The organism is Flavobacterium sp. KACC 22763 (assembly GCF_028736155.1).
In the GTDB taxonomy this organism is placed as follows: Bacteria; Bacteroidota; Bacteroidia; order Flavobacteriales; family Flavobacteriaceae; genus Flavobacterium.
The window spans coordinates 2605988-2623221 of record NZ_CP117879.1; the positions used below are offsets into that span (position 1 = coordinate 2605988).

At 33.6% G+C, this 17234-nt stretch carries 12 protein-coding genes; 3 read left to right on the forward strand and 9 right to left on the reverse strand.

What is annotated here, in order from left to right; translation table 11 throughout:
- Positions 1 to 12 precede the first annotated feature (12 nt).
- Entirely contained in the window at positions 13 to 1956 is a 1944-nt protein-coding gene (locus tag PQ463_RS10400; RefSeq protein ID WP_274257710.1) for an OmpA family protein, read from the forward strand.
- A gap of 119 nt (positions 1957 to 2075) precedes the next feature.
- Here PQ463_RS10400 and PQ463_RS10405 read toward each other — a convergent pair whose 3' ends face one another.
- The 6 genes from PQ463_RS10405 to pyrR all read right to left on the reverse strand — a co-directional run bounded on the left by PQ463_RS10405 (position 2076) and on the right by pyrR (position 6652).
- Positions 2076 to 2582 carry a CAP domain-containing protein gene (locus PQ463_RS10405; RefSeq protein WP_274257712.1) on the reverse strand — a complete coding sequence of 169 codons (507 nt, stop codon included), beginning with the start codon at positions 2580 to 2582 and terminating at the stop codon, positions 2076 to 2078.
- A 185-nt stretch (positions 2583 to 2767) separates the two neighbouring features.
- The gene (gene pdxH / locus PQ463_RS10410; protein ID WP_274257713.1) at positions 2768 to 3412 is read right to left on the reverse strand and encodes a pyridoxamine 5'-phosphate oxidase; all 645 of its coding nucleotides are present in this window, start codon (positions 3410 to 3412) and stop codon (positions 2768 to 2770) included.
- A 126-nt stretch (positions 3413 to 3538) separates the two neighbouring features.
- The gene (locus PQ463_RS10415) at positions 3539 to 4444 is read right to left on the reverse strand and encodes a ribonuclease Z (protein WP_274257714.1); all 906 of its coding nucleotides are present in this window, start codon (positions 4442 to 4444) and stop codon (positions 3539 to 3541) included.
- 59 nt (positions 4445 to 4503) lie between these two features.
- Positions 4504 to 4836, reverse strand: coding sequence for a ribonuclease Z (locus PQ463_RS10420; RefSeq protein ID WP_274257716.1), 333 nt, complete (start codon positions 4834 to 4836; stop codon positions 4504 to 4506).
- 198 nt (positions 4837 to 5034) lie between these two features.
- Complete coding sequence (locus tag PQ463_RS10425; protein ID WP_029273654.1) at positions 5035 to 5961, reverse strand: aspartate carbamoyltransferase catalytic subunit; 927 nt, start codon at positions 5959 to 5961, stop codon at positions 5035 to 5037.
- A gap of 151 nt (positions 5962 to 6112) precedes the next feature.
- The gene (pyrR, locus tag PQ463_RS10430; protein ID WP_008468864.1) at positions 6113 to 6652 is read right to left on the reverse strand and encodes a bifunctional pyr operon transcriptional regulator/uracil phosphoribosyltransferase PyrR; all 540 of its coding nucleotides are present in this window, start codon (positions 6650 to 6652) and stop codon (positions 6113 to 6115) included.
- A 239-nt stretch (positions 6653 to 6891) separates the two neighbouring features.
- On the opposite strand from pyrR, the gene PQ463_RS10435 reads away from it, so the two are divergent.
- Together PQ463_RS10435 and PQ463_RS10440 are read left to right on the forward strand one after the other, a co-directional pair.
- Positions 6892 to 8694 (forward strand): hypothetical protein, encoded by a 1803-nt coding sequence (locus tag PQ463_RS10435; RefSeq protein WP_274257725.1) that lies wholly within the window; start codon positions 6892 to 6894, stop codon positions 8692 to 8694.
- A gap of 101 nt (positions 8695 to 8795) precedes the next feature.
- On the forward strand, positions 8796 to 8969 hold the full coding sequence (locus PQ463_RS10440; protein ID WP_008468862.1) for a hypothetical protein: 174 nt from the start codon (positions 8796 to 8798) through the stop codon (positions 8967 to 8969).
- A gap of 228 nt (positions 8970 to 9197) precedes the next feature.
- On the opposite strand, the gene PQ463_RS10445 is transcribed toward PQ463_RS10440, so the two are convergent.
- The 3 genes from PQ463_RS10445 to chiA form a co-directional block, all read right to left on the reverse strand.
- Entirely contained in the window at positions 9198 to 10817 is a 1620-nt protein-coding gene (locus tag PQ463_RS10445; RefSeq protein WP_274257726.1) for an ABC-F family ATP-binding cassette domain-containing protein, read from the reverse strand.
- 281 nt (positions 10818 to 11098) lie between these two features.
- Positions 11099 to 11869, reverse strand: a complete 771-nt coding sequence (locus PQ463_RS10450) for a TlpA family protein disulfide reductase (RefSeq protein ID WP_274257728.1) — start codon at positions 11867 to 11869, stop codon at positions 11099 to 11101.
- Between the two features lie 417 nt (positions 11870 to 12286).
- Positions 12287 to 17023 (reverse strand): T9SS-translocated chitinase ChiA, encoded by a 4737-nt coding sequence (gene chiA, locus PQ463_RS10455; RefSeq protein ID WP_274257730.1) that lies wholly within the window; start codon positions 17021 to 17023, stop codon positions 12287 to 12289.
- Positions 17024 to 17234: the final 211 nt, after the last annotated feature.

A 17234-nucleotide genomic window follows, 5' to 3' on the forward strand; every position in this document is an offset into this window, starting at 1 on the left:
AAATAAGGTATCATGAAAAACTATACACTACTTTTCGTTACAATTATAGGCGCTTTTTCATTTAGCTGTTATGCTCAGCAGTCAAAAATAAATGCTGCAGACAAAAAATATGATGGCTATGCCTACGTAGATGCAATAAAAATTTATGAAAAAGTTGCCAATAAGGGCTACAAATCTGAAGACATGTTTAAAAAACTGGGAAATGCCTATTATTTTAATTCAGATTTTCAAAACGCAGCAAAATGGTACGGCGAATTATTTGCAATGAATCCAAATCCCGAACCAGAATACTATTTTCGATATGCGCAATCCCTAAAATCAACTGGTGATATGGCTAAAGCCAATAAGCTTTTGGATGATTTTAATGCCATTTCAAAAAATGACAATAGGGGAAAGCTCTATAAAGAAAATGCAAACTATATGGACAAGATAAAAGAAAATTCTGGGAGGTACCAGATAGAAGATGCGGGCATAAATAGTAGGTACTCGGATTATGGATCATTCGTTTACAATAACAAAATTTACTTTGCCTCTGCAAGAGATACCGGAAATTTCATAAAACGTAAACACAAGTGGACAGGAGAATATTTTACTAATATTTATGATGCCGATTTGGACCCTGCAACGGGCGGTACATCTAAAGTAAACAAATTTAAATCGGCTATTAATACCCGATTTCATGAGGCTTCTCCAGTTTTTACAAAAGATGGAAAAACAGTCTATTTTACCAGAAACAACTTTATTGATGGCAAAAAAGGAAAAGACGAAAGCAAAGTCACATTAGTAAAACTTTACAAAGCAGAGCTGGGAAAAGATAATAAATGGACCAATATTACTGAGCTGCCTTTCAATAGCAATAATTATAGCACGGCTCACCCAGCTCTTAGCCCAGATGAAAAAACACTGTATTTTGCTTCCGACATGCCTGGTTCAATTGGAGAATCCGATTTATATAAAGTAAGCATCAACGCTAACGGCGGCTATGGTCCGCCAGAAAATCTCGGAAATACAATTAATACAGAAGGAAAAGAAACATATCCTTATTTAACTTCTGAAAACGAGATTTATTTTTCCTCTAACGGACATCCTGGCTTAGGAGGTTTAGACGTCTTTGTTGCCAACATCGATAAAAATGGAAAAATAAGCGATATCCAAAATGTAGGAGCAGATGTCAATTCTCCAAAAGATGATTTTGCTTATATAATTGACCCTGAAACCAGAAGAGGTTTCTTCTCTTCCAATAAAGATGGCGGGCAGGGTTCTGATGATATCTATAAATTCTTAGAAACAAGAAGACTCAAATGTGTTCAGGAATTATATGGTGCCATAACAGATGCCGAAACTGGAGATGTGCTTCCTGGTGCAAAGGTAACTTTGTATGATGATCAGATGAATCTTAAAAACTCTGCTGTTGCAGATGCTTCCGGCCTTTACTCTTTTGATGTAGAATGTGGTAAAACATACTACGTAAGAGCCGAAAAACCAGAATATACAACTAGAGAACTAAGCGTAACGATCGAAAAAACAAGCGGCAAAACAAACTTACCAATTGCATTGGAAAAAGCAACGTGCAAAGTTACTGTGGGTGATGACTTAGGAAAATGTTTTGGAATTAAAATGATTTATTTCGATTTGGATAAATCAAATATTAGAACAGAAGCTGCATTGGATCTAGAAAAAATACTGGCTGTTTTGAACGATTATCCTAATATGAAATTAGACATCCGTTCACATACTGATAGTCGAGCTTCTCATCAATACAATGAGGCTTTATCTGATCGAAGAGCAAAATCAACTATTCAATGGCTGGTTAAAAATGGAGTTTCTCCTAAACGTTTAACTGGAAGAGGATATGGCGAAACAGAGCTCGTAAACAAATGCGCCGATGGTGTACCTTGTACAGAAGAAGAACATCAGGCAAACAGACGAAGCGAATTTATTATCACAGCTTTATAATCTTATCAATAAATAAACAAAAAAAGCTGCCTAAAATGGCAGCTTTTTTTAATTTAAAAAGTCGTTGTAATTCTATGAATCGCAACGACTTTTAAAAAACCAACCTGTTCAATAAATCTTTAAAGCTTAACAAATATGTTAGTATAATATTTTTTTCCTGTAGCCGGATCTGTCGTTACAGACAATCCAAAATGAGTATAATCTCCTACTATATTTTCTTTGTGACCTGGACTATCCAACCAAGCTCTTAAAGCCGCTTCGGGAGTTTTATAATTGTAAGCAACATTCTCCCCTACTTTTTTTGCACCCAGTACACTAGTCATATTACTAGATCTTGCCACAAAATCGTTATGATCCACAACATTATTTGCAATCATATATTTATTATGCTCTTCACATTTAAATGATATATGATTAATCCTTTCCAAGGCATTCAAACCAATACTCACACGGTATTCGTTTATCAGTCTCATCGTTTCTATTTCGGTATCGTTGTATGTGTAATTTGCAACAAGCGTTTCTGTTGGAGTAGCAGTATCCAAGCTTGCTTCGGCAGAATCAGCAGAACATGCGTTCATTGCGAACAAAATCGCAATGAACAACATGGTGCGCGTAATCTTTTTCATAATCATCAGCATTTTAGCGGTTTAAAGTAAATGTTGGGGCAAATCCTTTAAATTTATCTTTGAATAAATATCGTTTGCTTTATTGTATTCCAAACGTATTCAATTTACCGTTAAAGTGCAAAAATAATCGATGAAATGCACTTATTTTTTAATTTTAAATATAAAATTCCTACGTAAAAATACGTTTACGAAGATAACCTTTCAATCTTCCAAGAAAAATCTGACTGACTAGTATAACGAATCCTATCATGAAGTCTATTTGGTCTTCCTTGCCAGAATTCAACTTGTAGTGGAGTCACAATATAGCCACCCCAATTTTCAGGTCTCGGAATTGATTTTCCCTCAAACTCAGTTTCTAGTTTTTTTAAGTTTTCTTCTAAAAATGTTCTTGAAGGAATCACTTCACTTTGGTGAGAAACAATCGCTCCAAGTTTACTTCCATCAGGACGAGAATCAAAATAATTGTCTGAAATAACTTCAGATGTTTTCTGAGCAATTCCTTTAATAATCACTTGACGTTCGGCTTCCTGCCAAAAAAAAGACAAACAAACATTTGGATTAGCTTCTATTGCTTTCCCTTTTTCCGAATTGTAATTGGTATAAAATATAAAACCTTCCTCAGAAAATTTCTTCAATAAAACCACACGCGATTTCGGAAAACCATCTAATCCAATTGTCGAAACTGTCATGGCATTCACTTCTCCACTTCCACCAAAATCTTCCACTTCATGAAACCATCGGTTAAAAAGATTAATTGGATCTTCAGGAATATTAGTTTCCAGTAATTCACTTTTCTCGTAAGATTTTCTATAATTACTTAAATCATTCATAGTTTTTGATTTTAGTTTATTTTGTTTCAAGTTTCAAGTTTCAAGTTTGTCAGGCTGAGCGAAGTCGAAGCCTTTCTAGTTACAATAAGAAACTTAGCATCTTAGAACCTTAGAATCTTAGCATCTTTAAAATTCAAAACTCACTCCATCATCTGCTAAAAGCACGTTTGGAAAAACTGCTTCTGCTTCTTTTTTAAATGGCTCCAAACCATCATAACGAGTTGAATAATGACCTAAAATAAGCTGTTTTACATTGGCTTTTAAAGCAATATTTGCGGCTTCTTTTGCTGTCGAATGGAGTGTTTTTTCTGCCAATCTTGCTTCAGATTCCAAAAATGTCGATTCGTGATATAAAATATCTGTATTCTGAATAATCGGAATTATCTCTTCGTTGTAAACTGTATCAGAACAGAAAGCATAACTTTTGGCTGGTGGCGGATCAAAAGTAAGTTTCGCATTCGCCACTACAGTTCCATCATCAAGCGTGATATCGCTTCCGTTTTTTATTTTCTGATAATACGCTACATGTATATTATAGCGCTGAACAGCTTCAACATCTAATTTTCTTTCATCTGGTTTTTCCTGAAAAAGATAACCATTTGTGTAAACACGATGCTTTAGCGGAATTGTTTTTACAATAACTTTCTTGTCTTCAAAAATGACTTCACTTTCTTTCGATTCTAATTCATGAAAAAACAAAGAATAAGTCGTCCAAGATTCTGTTAGTTTCAATTGAATTAAAACAAATTCCTTAATTCCTTTCGGACCATAAATATGTAAATCTGTGGTTCTTCCTAAAAGTGAGAATGTCGAAATAGTTCCAATTAATCCAAATAAGTGATCTCCATGAAGATGCGATATGAAAATGTGATTAATTTTTGAGAATTTAATCTTGTTTTTGCGAAGCTGTACCTGAGTTCCTTCTCCACAATCAATTAAAAACAATCTGTTCTTAATATCTAAAACCTGCGAAGTCGGATTAGTAAGTGTTCTGGGAGTTGCGGCATAACAGCCAAGTATAGTTAACTTCATTTCTCAATTAAAAATTGATAATTGACAATTATTAATTTTTAATTATCAATTGTTAATTATTAGAAACCTAGGTCTCTTTCGATTTCTTCCATTTCAATAATATCGTGAGCCTCTAGAAGAGAAGGCACTACAACCAATTTATCTGAAATAGCATTAAAATCAAGATCGGTTGCTACAATTACAAACGATTTTTTTGCTTTTTTCTGAGCTTTAGATAGCGGTAAAAAAGCTTTTAAATCATTTTCTGAAATATTAGAATCAGCTGATAAATCGATTATAATATTTTGTTTTTCAAAGGTTTTAAATTGTTGCGTTACTTTTTCCAAGAAAGCATTTACATCTCCTTGCGTATCTTTAATCGTAACGGTATGTCCTTTTTGATCTACTTTCATTTTATATTTTTGAGGGCTTATATTTATGCTAATTTACTAAGTTTTTTTGTTTTTTGCTGTTTCACGTTTGAAGTTTCACATTTCACGTTTGTCAGGCTGAGCGAAGTCGAAGCCCACGTTTGCAAAGCACGTTTAGTTTAAAAAAACACTTCGACTTCGCTTAGTGTGACACTTATTTCAAAACCGAACACTGAAAAACTACTGTATCTTAGAAGCCAGCAAATAAATAACCGCCATTCTAATCGCAACTCCATTCTCCACCTGATTCAAGATCACCGAATGATCAGAATCAGCAACTTCAGAAGTAATCTCTACTCCTCTATTGATTGGTCCTGGGTGCATAATTACGATTTCTTTTCCAAGCGAGTCCAAAAGTGGTTTGTCTACTCCATATTGTTGTGCGTATTCACGCGTTGATGGGAAGAAATTCACATCCATACGTTCGTTTTGTACACGAAGCATATTGGCAACATCACACCATTCTAAGGCTTTTCTTAAATTTGGTTCAACTGTAACACCAAGCGATTCAATATATCTCGGAATTAGTGTTTTTGGCCCGCAAACTTTTACTTCTGCGCCTTGCATCTGCAAAGCATATATATTGGATAAGGCAACTCTCGAATGCAGAATATCGCCTACAATAACTACTTTTTTTCCAGCAACATCACCTAGTTTTTCTCTAATTGAATAACTATCTAATAAAGCTTGAGTTGGGTGCTCGTGCGCTCCGTCTCCCGCGTTTACGATACTCGCTTTGACATTTTTAGATAAAAAATAAGCCGCTCCGGGATTAGAGTGGCGCATTACAACCATATCCACTTTCATCGAAAGGATATTATTTACAGTATCAATCAAAGTCTCTCCTTTTTTAACCGATGATTGAGCTGCAGAAAAACTGATTACATCAGCAGATAAACGTTTCTGCGCTAATTCGAAAGAGAGTTTGGTTCTGGTACTGTTTTCGAAGAAAATATTGGCAATGGTAATATCTCGTAATGAAGGAACTTTTTTAATCGGTCTATTAATGACTTCTTTAAAATGATCTGCCGTTTCAAAAATCAGGTTAATATCATTCTCATTGATATATTTTATTCCTAATAAATGATTTACGCTTAATTCTTTCATGTTTAATGTTTAACTGTTTATTTGTTTAATCGTTTAATCGTTTGCTTTGCGATTAAACAGTTAACCGATTTAACGGTTCAACTTTTTATATTTTTAATTGTCTAATCATTGAGTTTCTCCGATTAAACAATTAACCGGTTAACCGATTAAACTAATTTGTCACTAGGTGAACAACATCTTCACCATCATTTTCTTTCCAGCTTACAATTACTTTTTCACCATTAATAGCATCTACCTGACGGCCACGGTAATCAGGCTGAATTGGTAAATGACGGCTGAAACGTCTGTCAATTAAAACCAATAATTCAATTTCTGAAGGTCTTCCAAAAGATTGAATGGCAGTTAAGGCAGAACGAATGCTTCTTCCTGTAAACAAAACGTCATCAATAAAAATGACTTTTTTGTCTTCAACTATAAAATTGATTTGGGTTTTATTGGCTTCAAGCGGTTTATCAGTACGACGGAAATCATCTCTAAAAAAAGTGATATCCAGATATCCTAAAGAAATTTCAGGAACCTTGTATTCGTTTTCTAATATTTGTTTTAAACGTTCAGCTAAAAAAACCCCTCTTGGCTGAATTCCAACTAAAATAGTTTCAGAGAAATCAAGATGTTTTTCGATTAACTGACAAGCCAAACGATGCAGTATGATAGTAACTTCTTTCGAATTAAGTAATACTTTTTGACTCATAAGTGATTGTAATGTTTGGTTGGGCAAATATACGGAATCTGATTTTATTTGTTGGGGTGTTGGGCGTGGAAAATATTTTTATGAATTAATTTGAGAATTTAAATTCAAAAATTTCATTCTTAATTCACTAATACTTTTTTTAGTAATTCATTGTGATTTTAATTATATATTAGCGAATAACATTACAAATAATCTCTTTACTGAAAAAATAAACTTACCAACCAAAACAAACTCAAAAGATGAAACTATTTCGATCAAAAAAAGAGGGAGAAATAAAAGATATAACTATGAATCAAGATAAAAAAGAAGAAACAAAAATATTTGAACAACCAAGAATATGTTCTGTAGATTTAAAAGAAGAAGATATTGATATATTAAAAAAATGCGGATTCACTGTATACAATGGTTCGATAGGTTCAAAAATAAGAGTTCCAAATTTACATAACAAAAACCATGAATTACTATTAAACTACGATTTACCAGACAATCTTCATGAATATGACATCATATTAATAGATTTAGAAGGATCTAAAACTTTAGATTACAATCCCAGTAATCATTTAAAGACCAACCATACTGGTAAAACTTCAACTTCTATTTTAAGTAGTTACCCTCAAACTCTGTTTGATCCTCGTCCAATGATTGGCACATTTTTGAAAGATGAACTAGCTAAAATAACCAACAGAAAACACTTAATTTTAGTTTTCTCATGTGCTTTTTATGAAATTGAATATGAACTTGTTGAAATATCAGAGCGCTCATATAATAGAGGGGACATTGAAAAACATAATATTTACTCTTTTAGAGATTATATTCAATTTTCAACTCAAAAATTTGGCAAAGAAATGAGAGTTTGCGAAATTAATACAGACTTAAAAACTCTTTTAGAAAAACACCTAAAAGATTCAGTTTACAACCAAACATTCCATCACCCAACTTATTACAAAGGATATGATTTAGTGGAAGAAGAGAATTATTTACCACTAATAAAAAATATGAATGGAGATATAGTTTCATTTTTAGAAACAAATGAGTTTGAAAATTTAATTATGCTACCTCAAATTAAAGAAAAAGGAGCTTTTTTAAAAGACTTTCTAACTAAAATTGCCCCTTCTTCTTTTCCAGAACTTTTTCCTTACTCTAGCACTTTTGAATGGAAAAATAATAAAGATTATTGGTTACCTAATCATGAAGCATTATTAAATGAAAAAAACAAAATTCAAGAAGAATTTGAATATAAATTAAATCAAAATCAAATTAAGATCGATGAGAATTTAAATACCTTCTCATTTTTACAAAATATATTGACCGAGACAGGAGATAATTTAGTAGAATCTTTAATTGAGTACTTCAAATGGCTCGGTTTCCAAAACATCATTGATTACGATCAAACAAAAGAAGAATCAAAAATTTTAGAAGAAGATATTCAAATTGAAATAGAAAATGGACTATTAATTATAGAATGCAAAGGAGTTGGTGGAACATCAACAGATTCTGATTGCAATCAAATTTCAAAAATAAAACACCGCAGATGCAGAGAGAGAAATAAATTTGATGTTTTTGCATTGTATATTGTCAATCATCAAAGATATCTTCCCCCATTAAACAGACAAAATCCACCATTTACGTCTCATCAAACAGAAGATGCTTTGAGTGATGAAAGAGGTCTCTTGACAACTTGGCAACTTTTTAATTTGTATTTTGATATTGAAAATAATATCATATCTAAATCTGATGCGAGAAAAACAATAACTAACTATGGATTAATTGATTTTAGACCTGCAAACTTAAAATTTTTATATAAACCAACAGAGTTTTTTCAAGACAATAAAATTTGTATTGTAAATGTAGAAAACATCCTTTTAAAAAGAGATCAAGATATATATGTAGAGAAAAATGGAAGATTTGAAATTACCAAACTTTTAGATATTCAATCGAATAGTACATCAGTTGCACAATCCAATAATGGCGAATTAGGATTAAAATTTAACAAGAAAATTTCAAAGAAATCCATTCTTTGGATTAAAGAAAATTTTGAGTAACATTATCAATCTCCAAATCCTAAAACATTTCCAAAAAATTCTATAACACATTTAGCAGATTCGCGAAGTAATTTTAAATGTGAATTTAAAACATCAGAGTCATGCAAAATAAAATACTAAGATTGTTAATGGTATTTGTAATACTATTTTCATTTACAAGCTGTGAAGTTATAGGAGACATTTTTAAAGCCGGAATGGGATTCGGGATTTTTATCGTAATCTTTATTATTGCAATTATTATCTGGATTTTCGCTAAAATGTTCGGAAGCAAATAGTAGTGAAATAAACAATAAAAAAAATCCCAAATTCCAATTTAAAACTTGGCGTTTGGGATTTTTTTTATGGATTTAGAACAAAGTCCAATCTTTGTCGAGCTTCTCGCGAAGATTTCTCCTTCGTCGAAATGACAAAAATACGCAAATCAACTTTATGATTTATCTTTTATCAAAGTTTCCATGTTCAAAAATTGGAATTTGGAATTTTTAAAATTGGAATTTAAAAATTTAAAGATTATACATCTTCTTTCTTTGTTCTTGAATTTTATCATCATCAAGGTATTCATCAAATGTCATGTAACGATCGATTACTCCGTTTGGTGTCAATTCTACGATTCTGTTACCAACAGTTTGCGCGAATTCGTGGTCATGCGTTGTGAAGATTACAGAACCTTTAAAGTTTTTCAATGAGTTGTTGAAAGCTGTAATAGACTCCAAATCTAAGTGGTTTGTTGGCTCATCTAGCATTAAAACGTTAGCACGCTCCATCATCATTCTAGAAAGCATACAACGTACTTTTTCTCCTCCAGATAAAACTCTTGAAGTTTTAAGAGCTTCTTCTCCAGAGAAAATCATTTTTCCTAAGAAACCTCTAATAAATACCTCATCACGCTCTTCTTCTGTTTTAGCGTACTGACGTAACCAGTCAACTAAAGTCAAATCGTTTTCGAAATATTTGTGGTTTTCAGCTGGCAAATACGCTTGATTTGTTGTAATTCCCCAGTCAAAACTTCCAGCGTCTGCTTTTTGTTCTCCGTTTAAGATTTCGTAGAAAGCCGTTGTAGCACGTGAATCTTTAGAAAAAAGAACGATTTTATCGCCTTTTGCCATATTCAAATCAACATCTTTGAATAAAACTTCTCCGTCTACTGAAGCTGCTAAACCTTCTACATTCAAAATCTGATCTCCAGCTTCACGATCCTGATCAAAAATAATTGCAGGATAACGACGGCTAGAAGGTTTGATTTCGGCAATATTCAATTTCGAAATCATTTTTTTACGAGAAGTTGCTTGTTTCGATTTCGCCACGTTTGCACTAAAACGACGAATAAATTCTTCCAACTCTTGTTTCTTCTCTTCTGCTTTTTTGTTTTGCTGAGCACGCTGTTTTGCCGCTAATTGGCTAGACTCGTACCAGAAAGTATAGTTTCCTGAGTAGTGATTGATTTTTCCGAAATCAATATCAGAAATATGTGTACAAACCGCATCTAAAAAGTGACGGTCGTGAGATACAACAATTACAGTGTTTTCATAGTTTGCCAAGAAGTTTTCTAACCAAGCGATTGTCTCGAAATCCAAATCGTTGGTAGGCTCATCCATAATCAGCAAATCAGGATTTCCAAAAAGTGCCTGCGCCAAAAGCACACGTACTTTCATTTTTCCTTCCATATCCGCCATTAACGTATAATGATCTGCTTCTGTGATTCCTAAGTTAGACAACATCGCTGCAGCATCAGAATCGGCGTTCCAGCCGTTCATTTCTTCAAACTGAACTTGTAACTCCCCTATTCTGTCTGCATTCGCATCATTATAATCTAAATAAAGTTCATCCATTTCTTTTTTAACAGCGTACAGAACTTTATTTCCCATTAAAACGGTTTCCAAAACAGTATGCTCGTCGAACATGTTGTGGTTCTGGTTTAAAACCGACATACGTTTTCCTGGCTCTAAATGAATGTGCCCCGAAGTTGGATCAATATCGCCCGAAATTACTTTTAAAAAAGTAGATTTTCCTGCACCATTTGCTCCAATAACGCCGTAAATATTTCCGTGAGTAAACGTAGTATTTACTTCGTCGAATAAAATTCTTTTACCAAACTGAACTGATAAATTATTGACTGTTAACATGAATGTCTTTTTAATTAATTTGGTGCAAAAGTACGGAAAAAGGTTCAGAGTTGCAAAGGCGCAAAGGTTCAAAGTTTTTTATGCTGATGAGGGGTTCTCGCAAAGGCGCATAGGCGCAAAGTTTTATTTTTTATGCAAATAATTATACACAATCTTGTCAGAAATAACAAACTGCATTTACACTTACTTCTATATGTGAATTTAGAAAATCAACTAACCGGAAAATCCGGATAATTCGATATTAAATTTCAACTACTCGAAAAATTCGAATAATTCAAAAATTACATTTTACTTTCCTTCGCCAAAGCCACTTCTAAGCTTTCGAAATTTGGAAGCACTTTAGAAATCATTCCTTCTTTGTTTAAAATGAAATGTGTTGGAAATGAATTCAATTGCAACGATTCATTCATATAAACTTTCATGTCTGGAATTACAGAATATGAAAGAGGTTTTCTAGCTAAGAATGTTTTTAATTGTTCTGCTGAATCTTCGGCTAAACTCATAAAAACAATATCTTTTCGGTCTTTGTATTCTTCTACTAATTTATTTACTTGAGGAAATTCTCTGATGCATGGCGTGCAGTGAATGTACCAGCATTTTATCACAATGATTTTTCCTTTCATGGATTCGTTGGTCACCAGATTTCCGTTTAAATCTTTAAATGAAAATTGCGGAAAAGCGGTTCCTTCCATTTTATAGTTTTTAAAAGCATCAAAACCAATTTGGTTTATTGTTGCTTTTATACTTGTATCTGTTTTTGGCTGAATTTTAAATAATTTATAAACGTAAACATTCGCTTCTGATTTTAATCTAATTGGAATGTAGTTTTCGTTTGCTAATTTATCTAGAAAAGCCTCTTTAGAAATTTCTTTTGATTCAGCATCAAGTGCAGTGAAATCTCTAGAAAGCATAATTCCTTTATTATAAACCGACCATTGCTCGTAAGTTTTCTGAATTTGTAATGGATCAATTTCTGGATTTCCGAATTTATTCTGACTGAAGGAAGTCGTAAAAATTAAAAATGCGATTAGAATATTGAATAATTTTTTCATGAAGTTTTATGCGATAATTGTAAAATCAAAAGTAATTAAAATAGTTTTTAATTTGGGTTAATTGTGTAGAAATGGTACGCGGATGAGGCAGATTCGCTAACGCGAAAACGCGGATAAAAACAGATTTTATATTAATCTATCTAAAAAAAATCCGTTTTTATCCGCGTCTTTACGAAGTAAATCCGCATCATCCGTGTACTATATTGAGTTATTACTTCATTTATCGAAAGTCATAAATAAAAAAACCTGGCAACAAAAATTGCCAGGTTCATAATGCGCTACTTGAGGCAAAAACCAAATAACAAATTACCTCAATTCACAGCATTTAAGAAATAAAAATTAGGTTAAAAAATAAATAACCAAACTCAATTTTAACCGTCCCAACTTTCTTATTTCTAAATTTTCAATTCTTTTATTTTAGTTTAAAAAGTTCATTACTTTCAATGACTTTTTATGACCTGATTTATCTGTTACTATCACAACAAAAATCTGTTTACTAGCAAAACTTGGGCTATTAAGCAATACTTCTTTATTGTTTTGGAGATTTCTATGGCTTGTAACATTCTGCCCTATCGTATTGAATACATCAACTTGAGCAATTTCTTCTGTTTCATTAGATACGGATAGTGTATTATTTCTAAAGTAAGCCACAGTCGTATTGCTTTCAGCCGTTATATCTCCTACAGCCAATGTTTTTGCTGTGCCTTGCGATGCAAAATAAGCCGCATACGCTTTAGACAATTCAGATGAATTACCACAAGAAGATGCATCCCAGTTTACAGACCAAGTCATTAACCCTCTTAAAGAAGGATATGGCCCGCCTGACTGCATAGTATATGTTCTTCCCGTGAAATTGGTTCCGTTTCTTAAATAATCCATAGCATTAATTCCTTCGGTTGGAGTCAGATAACCGCTACCTGCTGCACTCGGACAAGCTGGCAATGCAATAAGAACTTTTGAAGCTGGCAAGCCGTCAAAATGCATTCCTGTTGAAGCAATGTTATATCCTTTTATGATCATATCAGTCAAGGCTGTAACCATGTTTGCTTTCTTAGCCGTACCATAATACTGGCCGTCTAATCCGTTTTCTCCTCCTGTATTATACAATTGTACCGCTAACAAATCCAATTCGCTACGCAAGTTTTGAATAATAGGCAAGAACGAACCGAAAGTATCCGTATAAGTCGTATATCCTCCTTGTACGTATTGTGTTTCTGGAGCTGCAGTCAATAAGAATCCAGGACCATAGTACGCTTTTAATTCTTTGAAAGCATCTACTACGTTTTTCAATCTTGGATAAGCAGAAATACCCGCATACGAAATATCTCTTAAACCACCTGCGCTAAAATTCATAGATCCGCCTTCAAAATCAATATCAACTCCATCAAATTGATATTCGTCGATAATTGCTTTTAAACCATTAACGAAAATATTCTTCTGAGTTACATTTTCCAGAACAACATGACCATTTTGACCTCCAATAGAAACAATAACAGGAACGCCACTATCTCTTAAAGTTTTGATGTCATTTTTCAATAATTGCTTATCGAAAACGCCATTGGTCAAATATCTAGCATCATTAGTAGTAAGTATTGGCGTATAACCATCACGATTAACGGTTTCTACGAAAGCATAATCTACTACATTAAACTTACTTCCCTTAATCTGAGAAAAATATAAGAATGGAGCTGAAGTATTTTCCCAAGAATGCGCATACCCTAAAATAATTTTAGATGGAAGCGGAATAAATCTATTACCACTTATTGTAGCAATTTTAATAGTATTATTTAATGTTGTTACCGCAGCTTTATTATCTGTTGCTTTGATTACAATTGGATAATCCTGATAAGCAGTTGGCGTAAAATTGTACGTATAAGTATTATTTGTACCTGCTGTCATGTTAAATGTTCCTCCGTTTATGGTAATAGTAACACCTGAAACTGTTCCATCGCTATCAACAGCTGTAACTGAAATTGGCACCGCTTGGAAAGAACTTTGGTATACCGTAGTATTTGATGGCGAATTCCAAGTGATTACAGGCAATGTATTTGGACAATTTGCACCTGAACAAGTTAATGTAAAACTATAAGTTTTTGAATCTGTTTGTCCGTTTGATGCTGTAGCAGTAACGGTTAACGTATGAGAAACTCCAAACTGATTAGCAACCGGTGTCCAAACCGATGTATAAGTTCCTGATGAATTGGTAGCACTTATAGTTTGTCCGTCTAAATTAAATACAACAGATGAGATTGTAGTCGCATCTGTGGCACTTAATCCAACAGTTGCAACAAAATTAATTGATGATCCTAAGTTTATAGCAATCGTAGAAGCTGTTGGTGCTGTAATCGCAACGACCGGCTTAGTCACAACCGTTGTTTGTGTATTAAAATTATAAACTGTTGGCGTTGTAGGAACGGCAAAATTTGCTAAATTATTTGGATAATAAGCCACTTCTCCATTTTGCCATGAATTTAATTTCAAGCTTAAAATTTGTGTATATCCTGCTACAACTGAATTATCGAAAGCATAATTTCCTGATGCATCTGTTGTTGCCAGAACGCTTTTCCAGTTGTGCGTATTATCTGTCCAAGGCAAAACGATTTCCACTTTTGCATTCGCAACAGGCGTAGAACCATTTTTCACAGTTCCGCTGATTAAGTTTGTCGCTGCTGCCAATGCTGCTTTTGCTGTTGAACTTGTATTAAAGTTGTAAACTGTTGGAGTTGATGGAACAGGAAAATTTGCCAAATTATTTGGGTAATAATTTACTTCTCCATTTGACCAAGTATTTAATTTTAAACTTGTAATAGTTGTATAACCGTCTGTAACAGCATTATCAAAACTGTATTTTCCTTGTGCATCTGTTGTTGCCAAAACACTTTTCCACGGATGTGCATTATCTGTCCATGGCAAAACGATTTCTACTTTTGCACCCGCAACAGGAATTGTTCCGTTTTTAACTGTTCCGCTAATTTTACTTGTAGTTGTTGCAACATCTTGAGTAAAATTCAACGTTTTATTCGCATTCAAATTAGAATAAACTGTAGATGCTGGTGTAAAAGTTTGCCCAGTCAAAGCTGCTGTTACCGTATAATTTCCACCAGAAGCTAAAGTCAATAAATACGCTCCGCTAGAATTACTTGTTGCAGTAACATTTCCTGCTGTAGAAGCTGCTGTAATGGTTACGCCAGAAACTGGAGTTGTTCCGTTAAGAACTGTTCCGCTTACGGTATAAGTAACCACTGCTGCGCCTTGAGTGAAATTAAGCGTTTTGTTAGCATCAATTGCATTATAAACTGTTGAAGCTGGTGTATAAGAGAAGCCAGATTTTGTAGCGGTAACGGTAAAGTTTAAACCTGCTGTTAATCCTGCTACGCTGTAAGCTCCGCTTGCATTTGAAACTCCTGTTAATGTTGTCGTTCCAGAAACTGCTGAAACTGTAACACCAGAAACTCCTATTGTTCCGTCTAGAACTGTTCCGCTTACAGTATAAGTTGGCTGAGATCCGTTGATTGTAACGCCTGTTTGATTAACTGTAACATTTGTTAAACTTACAGGAACAAAAGTATAACTAGCTTTTGCAGCTGTTAACGAATAGTTTTGCCCTGAAGTTAAATTGTTGAATGTGAAATTCCCTGTCGCAGAAACTACTGTCTGAATAACTGCATTGGTTGAATTTCGCAATTCTACTGTAACATTGGTAACCAAAGCCGATCCGTTTTTTACAGAACCCGAAATACTTACTGTTCCCGGAACTACACTTCCAAAAGAAGTATCAACTTGGTTTAATAATGCGTTTGGAATTGAACCTCTTGTATCTTGAGATAATTCCCAAATCATACCTCCAGCTAAGTTTTTTGATTTTATATACTGCACTTTTAAGTCCATTGACTGTTTATCTTCATAAGAAATAAATTCTTTTGAAGTAGCATTATATAAATAAGGAACTTTAGTAGTATTATCAAAATAACGAACCCATCCTGCAGAAGCTGCACTTGCAGTAACCTGCATAGTATTTGGATCTAAATAAGCATGCGAATTGGTAACTGGATTTCCAACTAAATCGCAGATTTCGATACTTCCAGATTTTTCACAAGCTCCTGAACCATCCCATGTTCCTGTTGGATTTTGCGGATTTGTACATCCAGGAACTACGTATCTTGGTGCTGAAACAAACAATCCGTTTGTTGAATTTGTAGCAACGTTATCGAATTTTTTTCCGTAGAAAGGCAATCCCATGATTAATTTATTAGCAGGAAAACCAATTACATTTAAATATTGATTCGTTAATTCATCTAATGATTCTGATTGTGTTGCACCATATAAAGGATCATTTGGGTTTCCACTTGCATATAAAGGCGCATTATAACAGGTTTTATCATACCAGTTACCGCCAAAATCGTATCCAAAATAGGTGATATAATCACAATAAGTAGAAATGTCTTCTGTCATTCCGTATTGCGATCTATTGTTTGGCCCTAAATACTGTTTAGAAACATTTCTAACATTGTTTCCAGCAGCAATCGTAATTAGTTTATTTGGCATTGCCTGACGCATTGCTTTCAATAAAAGCACTAAATTTTTATTGTCATCAGGACTATATTTTTGTGGAGGAACAGGCGAACCATTTACTATTTCTGTACCGTCAGTTCCGCCCGAAAGAGGATATTCCCAATCGATATCGAAACCATCAATAAATGGATATGTAGTAATGAAGTTTGCCATATCTGCTGCTAAAGCCGCTCTTGCTACAGGACTTGCAGCAATTGGAGAAAGATCTTGACCTTTTGTCCAGCCACCTACAGAGATTAAAACTTTTAAATGAGGATACTTTTCTTTCAATTTCATTAAATCATAAAAGTTCCCTTTTACTGGCGCATCCCAAGGAATTCCGCCTTCCATATGCTCAAAATCAGCATAAGTGTCTAAACATTTTAATTTTGTATTCTCAGGATGGGCAGGATCATAAGTGGTCCCATAAAAAGAATAATTTAAATGCGTCAATTTACTTCCATCGATTTTCGGAACATTAAAATCCCGGGCATAGATAGACCATTGAGCATAATACCCTACTACTTTTTTTCCGTGGGCTGGTTGTGCCAACGCAAGTAAGGGAAACAGTAACAAAAAGAGCAATCTGTAATAATGTTTCATAATTAATAAATATTAGTTAATAGAAAATAAATAATTGGGCCACAGCAGCATAAAAGCTTCTGGGTTTCGCTCAACTGCAGGTTGGAAGGCTGCTGTCGATTGGAAATAAACTCAAATTACATTCTATAGATAAATATTACTATTACTGATTTTTACATAATCATTAGCCAATAGTAGTGATTGATATTTATTTATAATTTTTAAAAAAAAT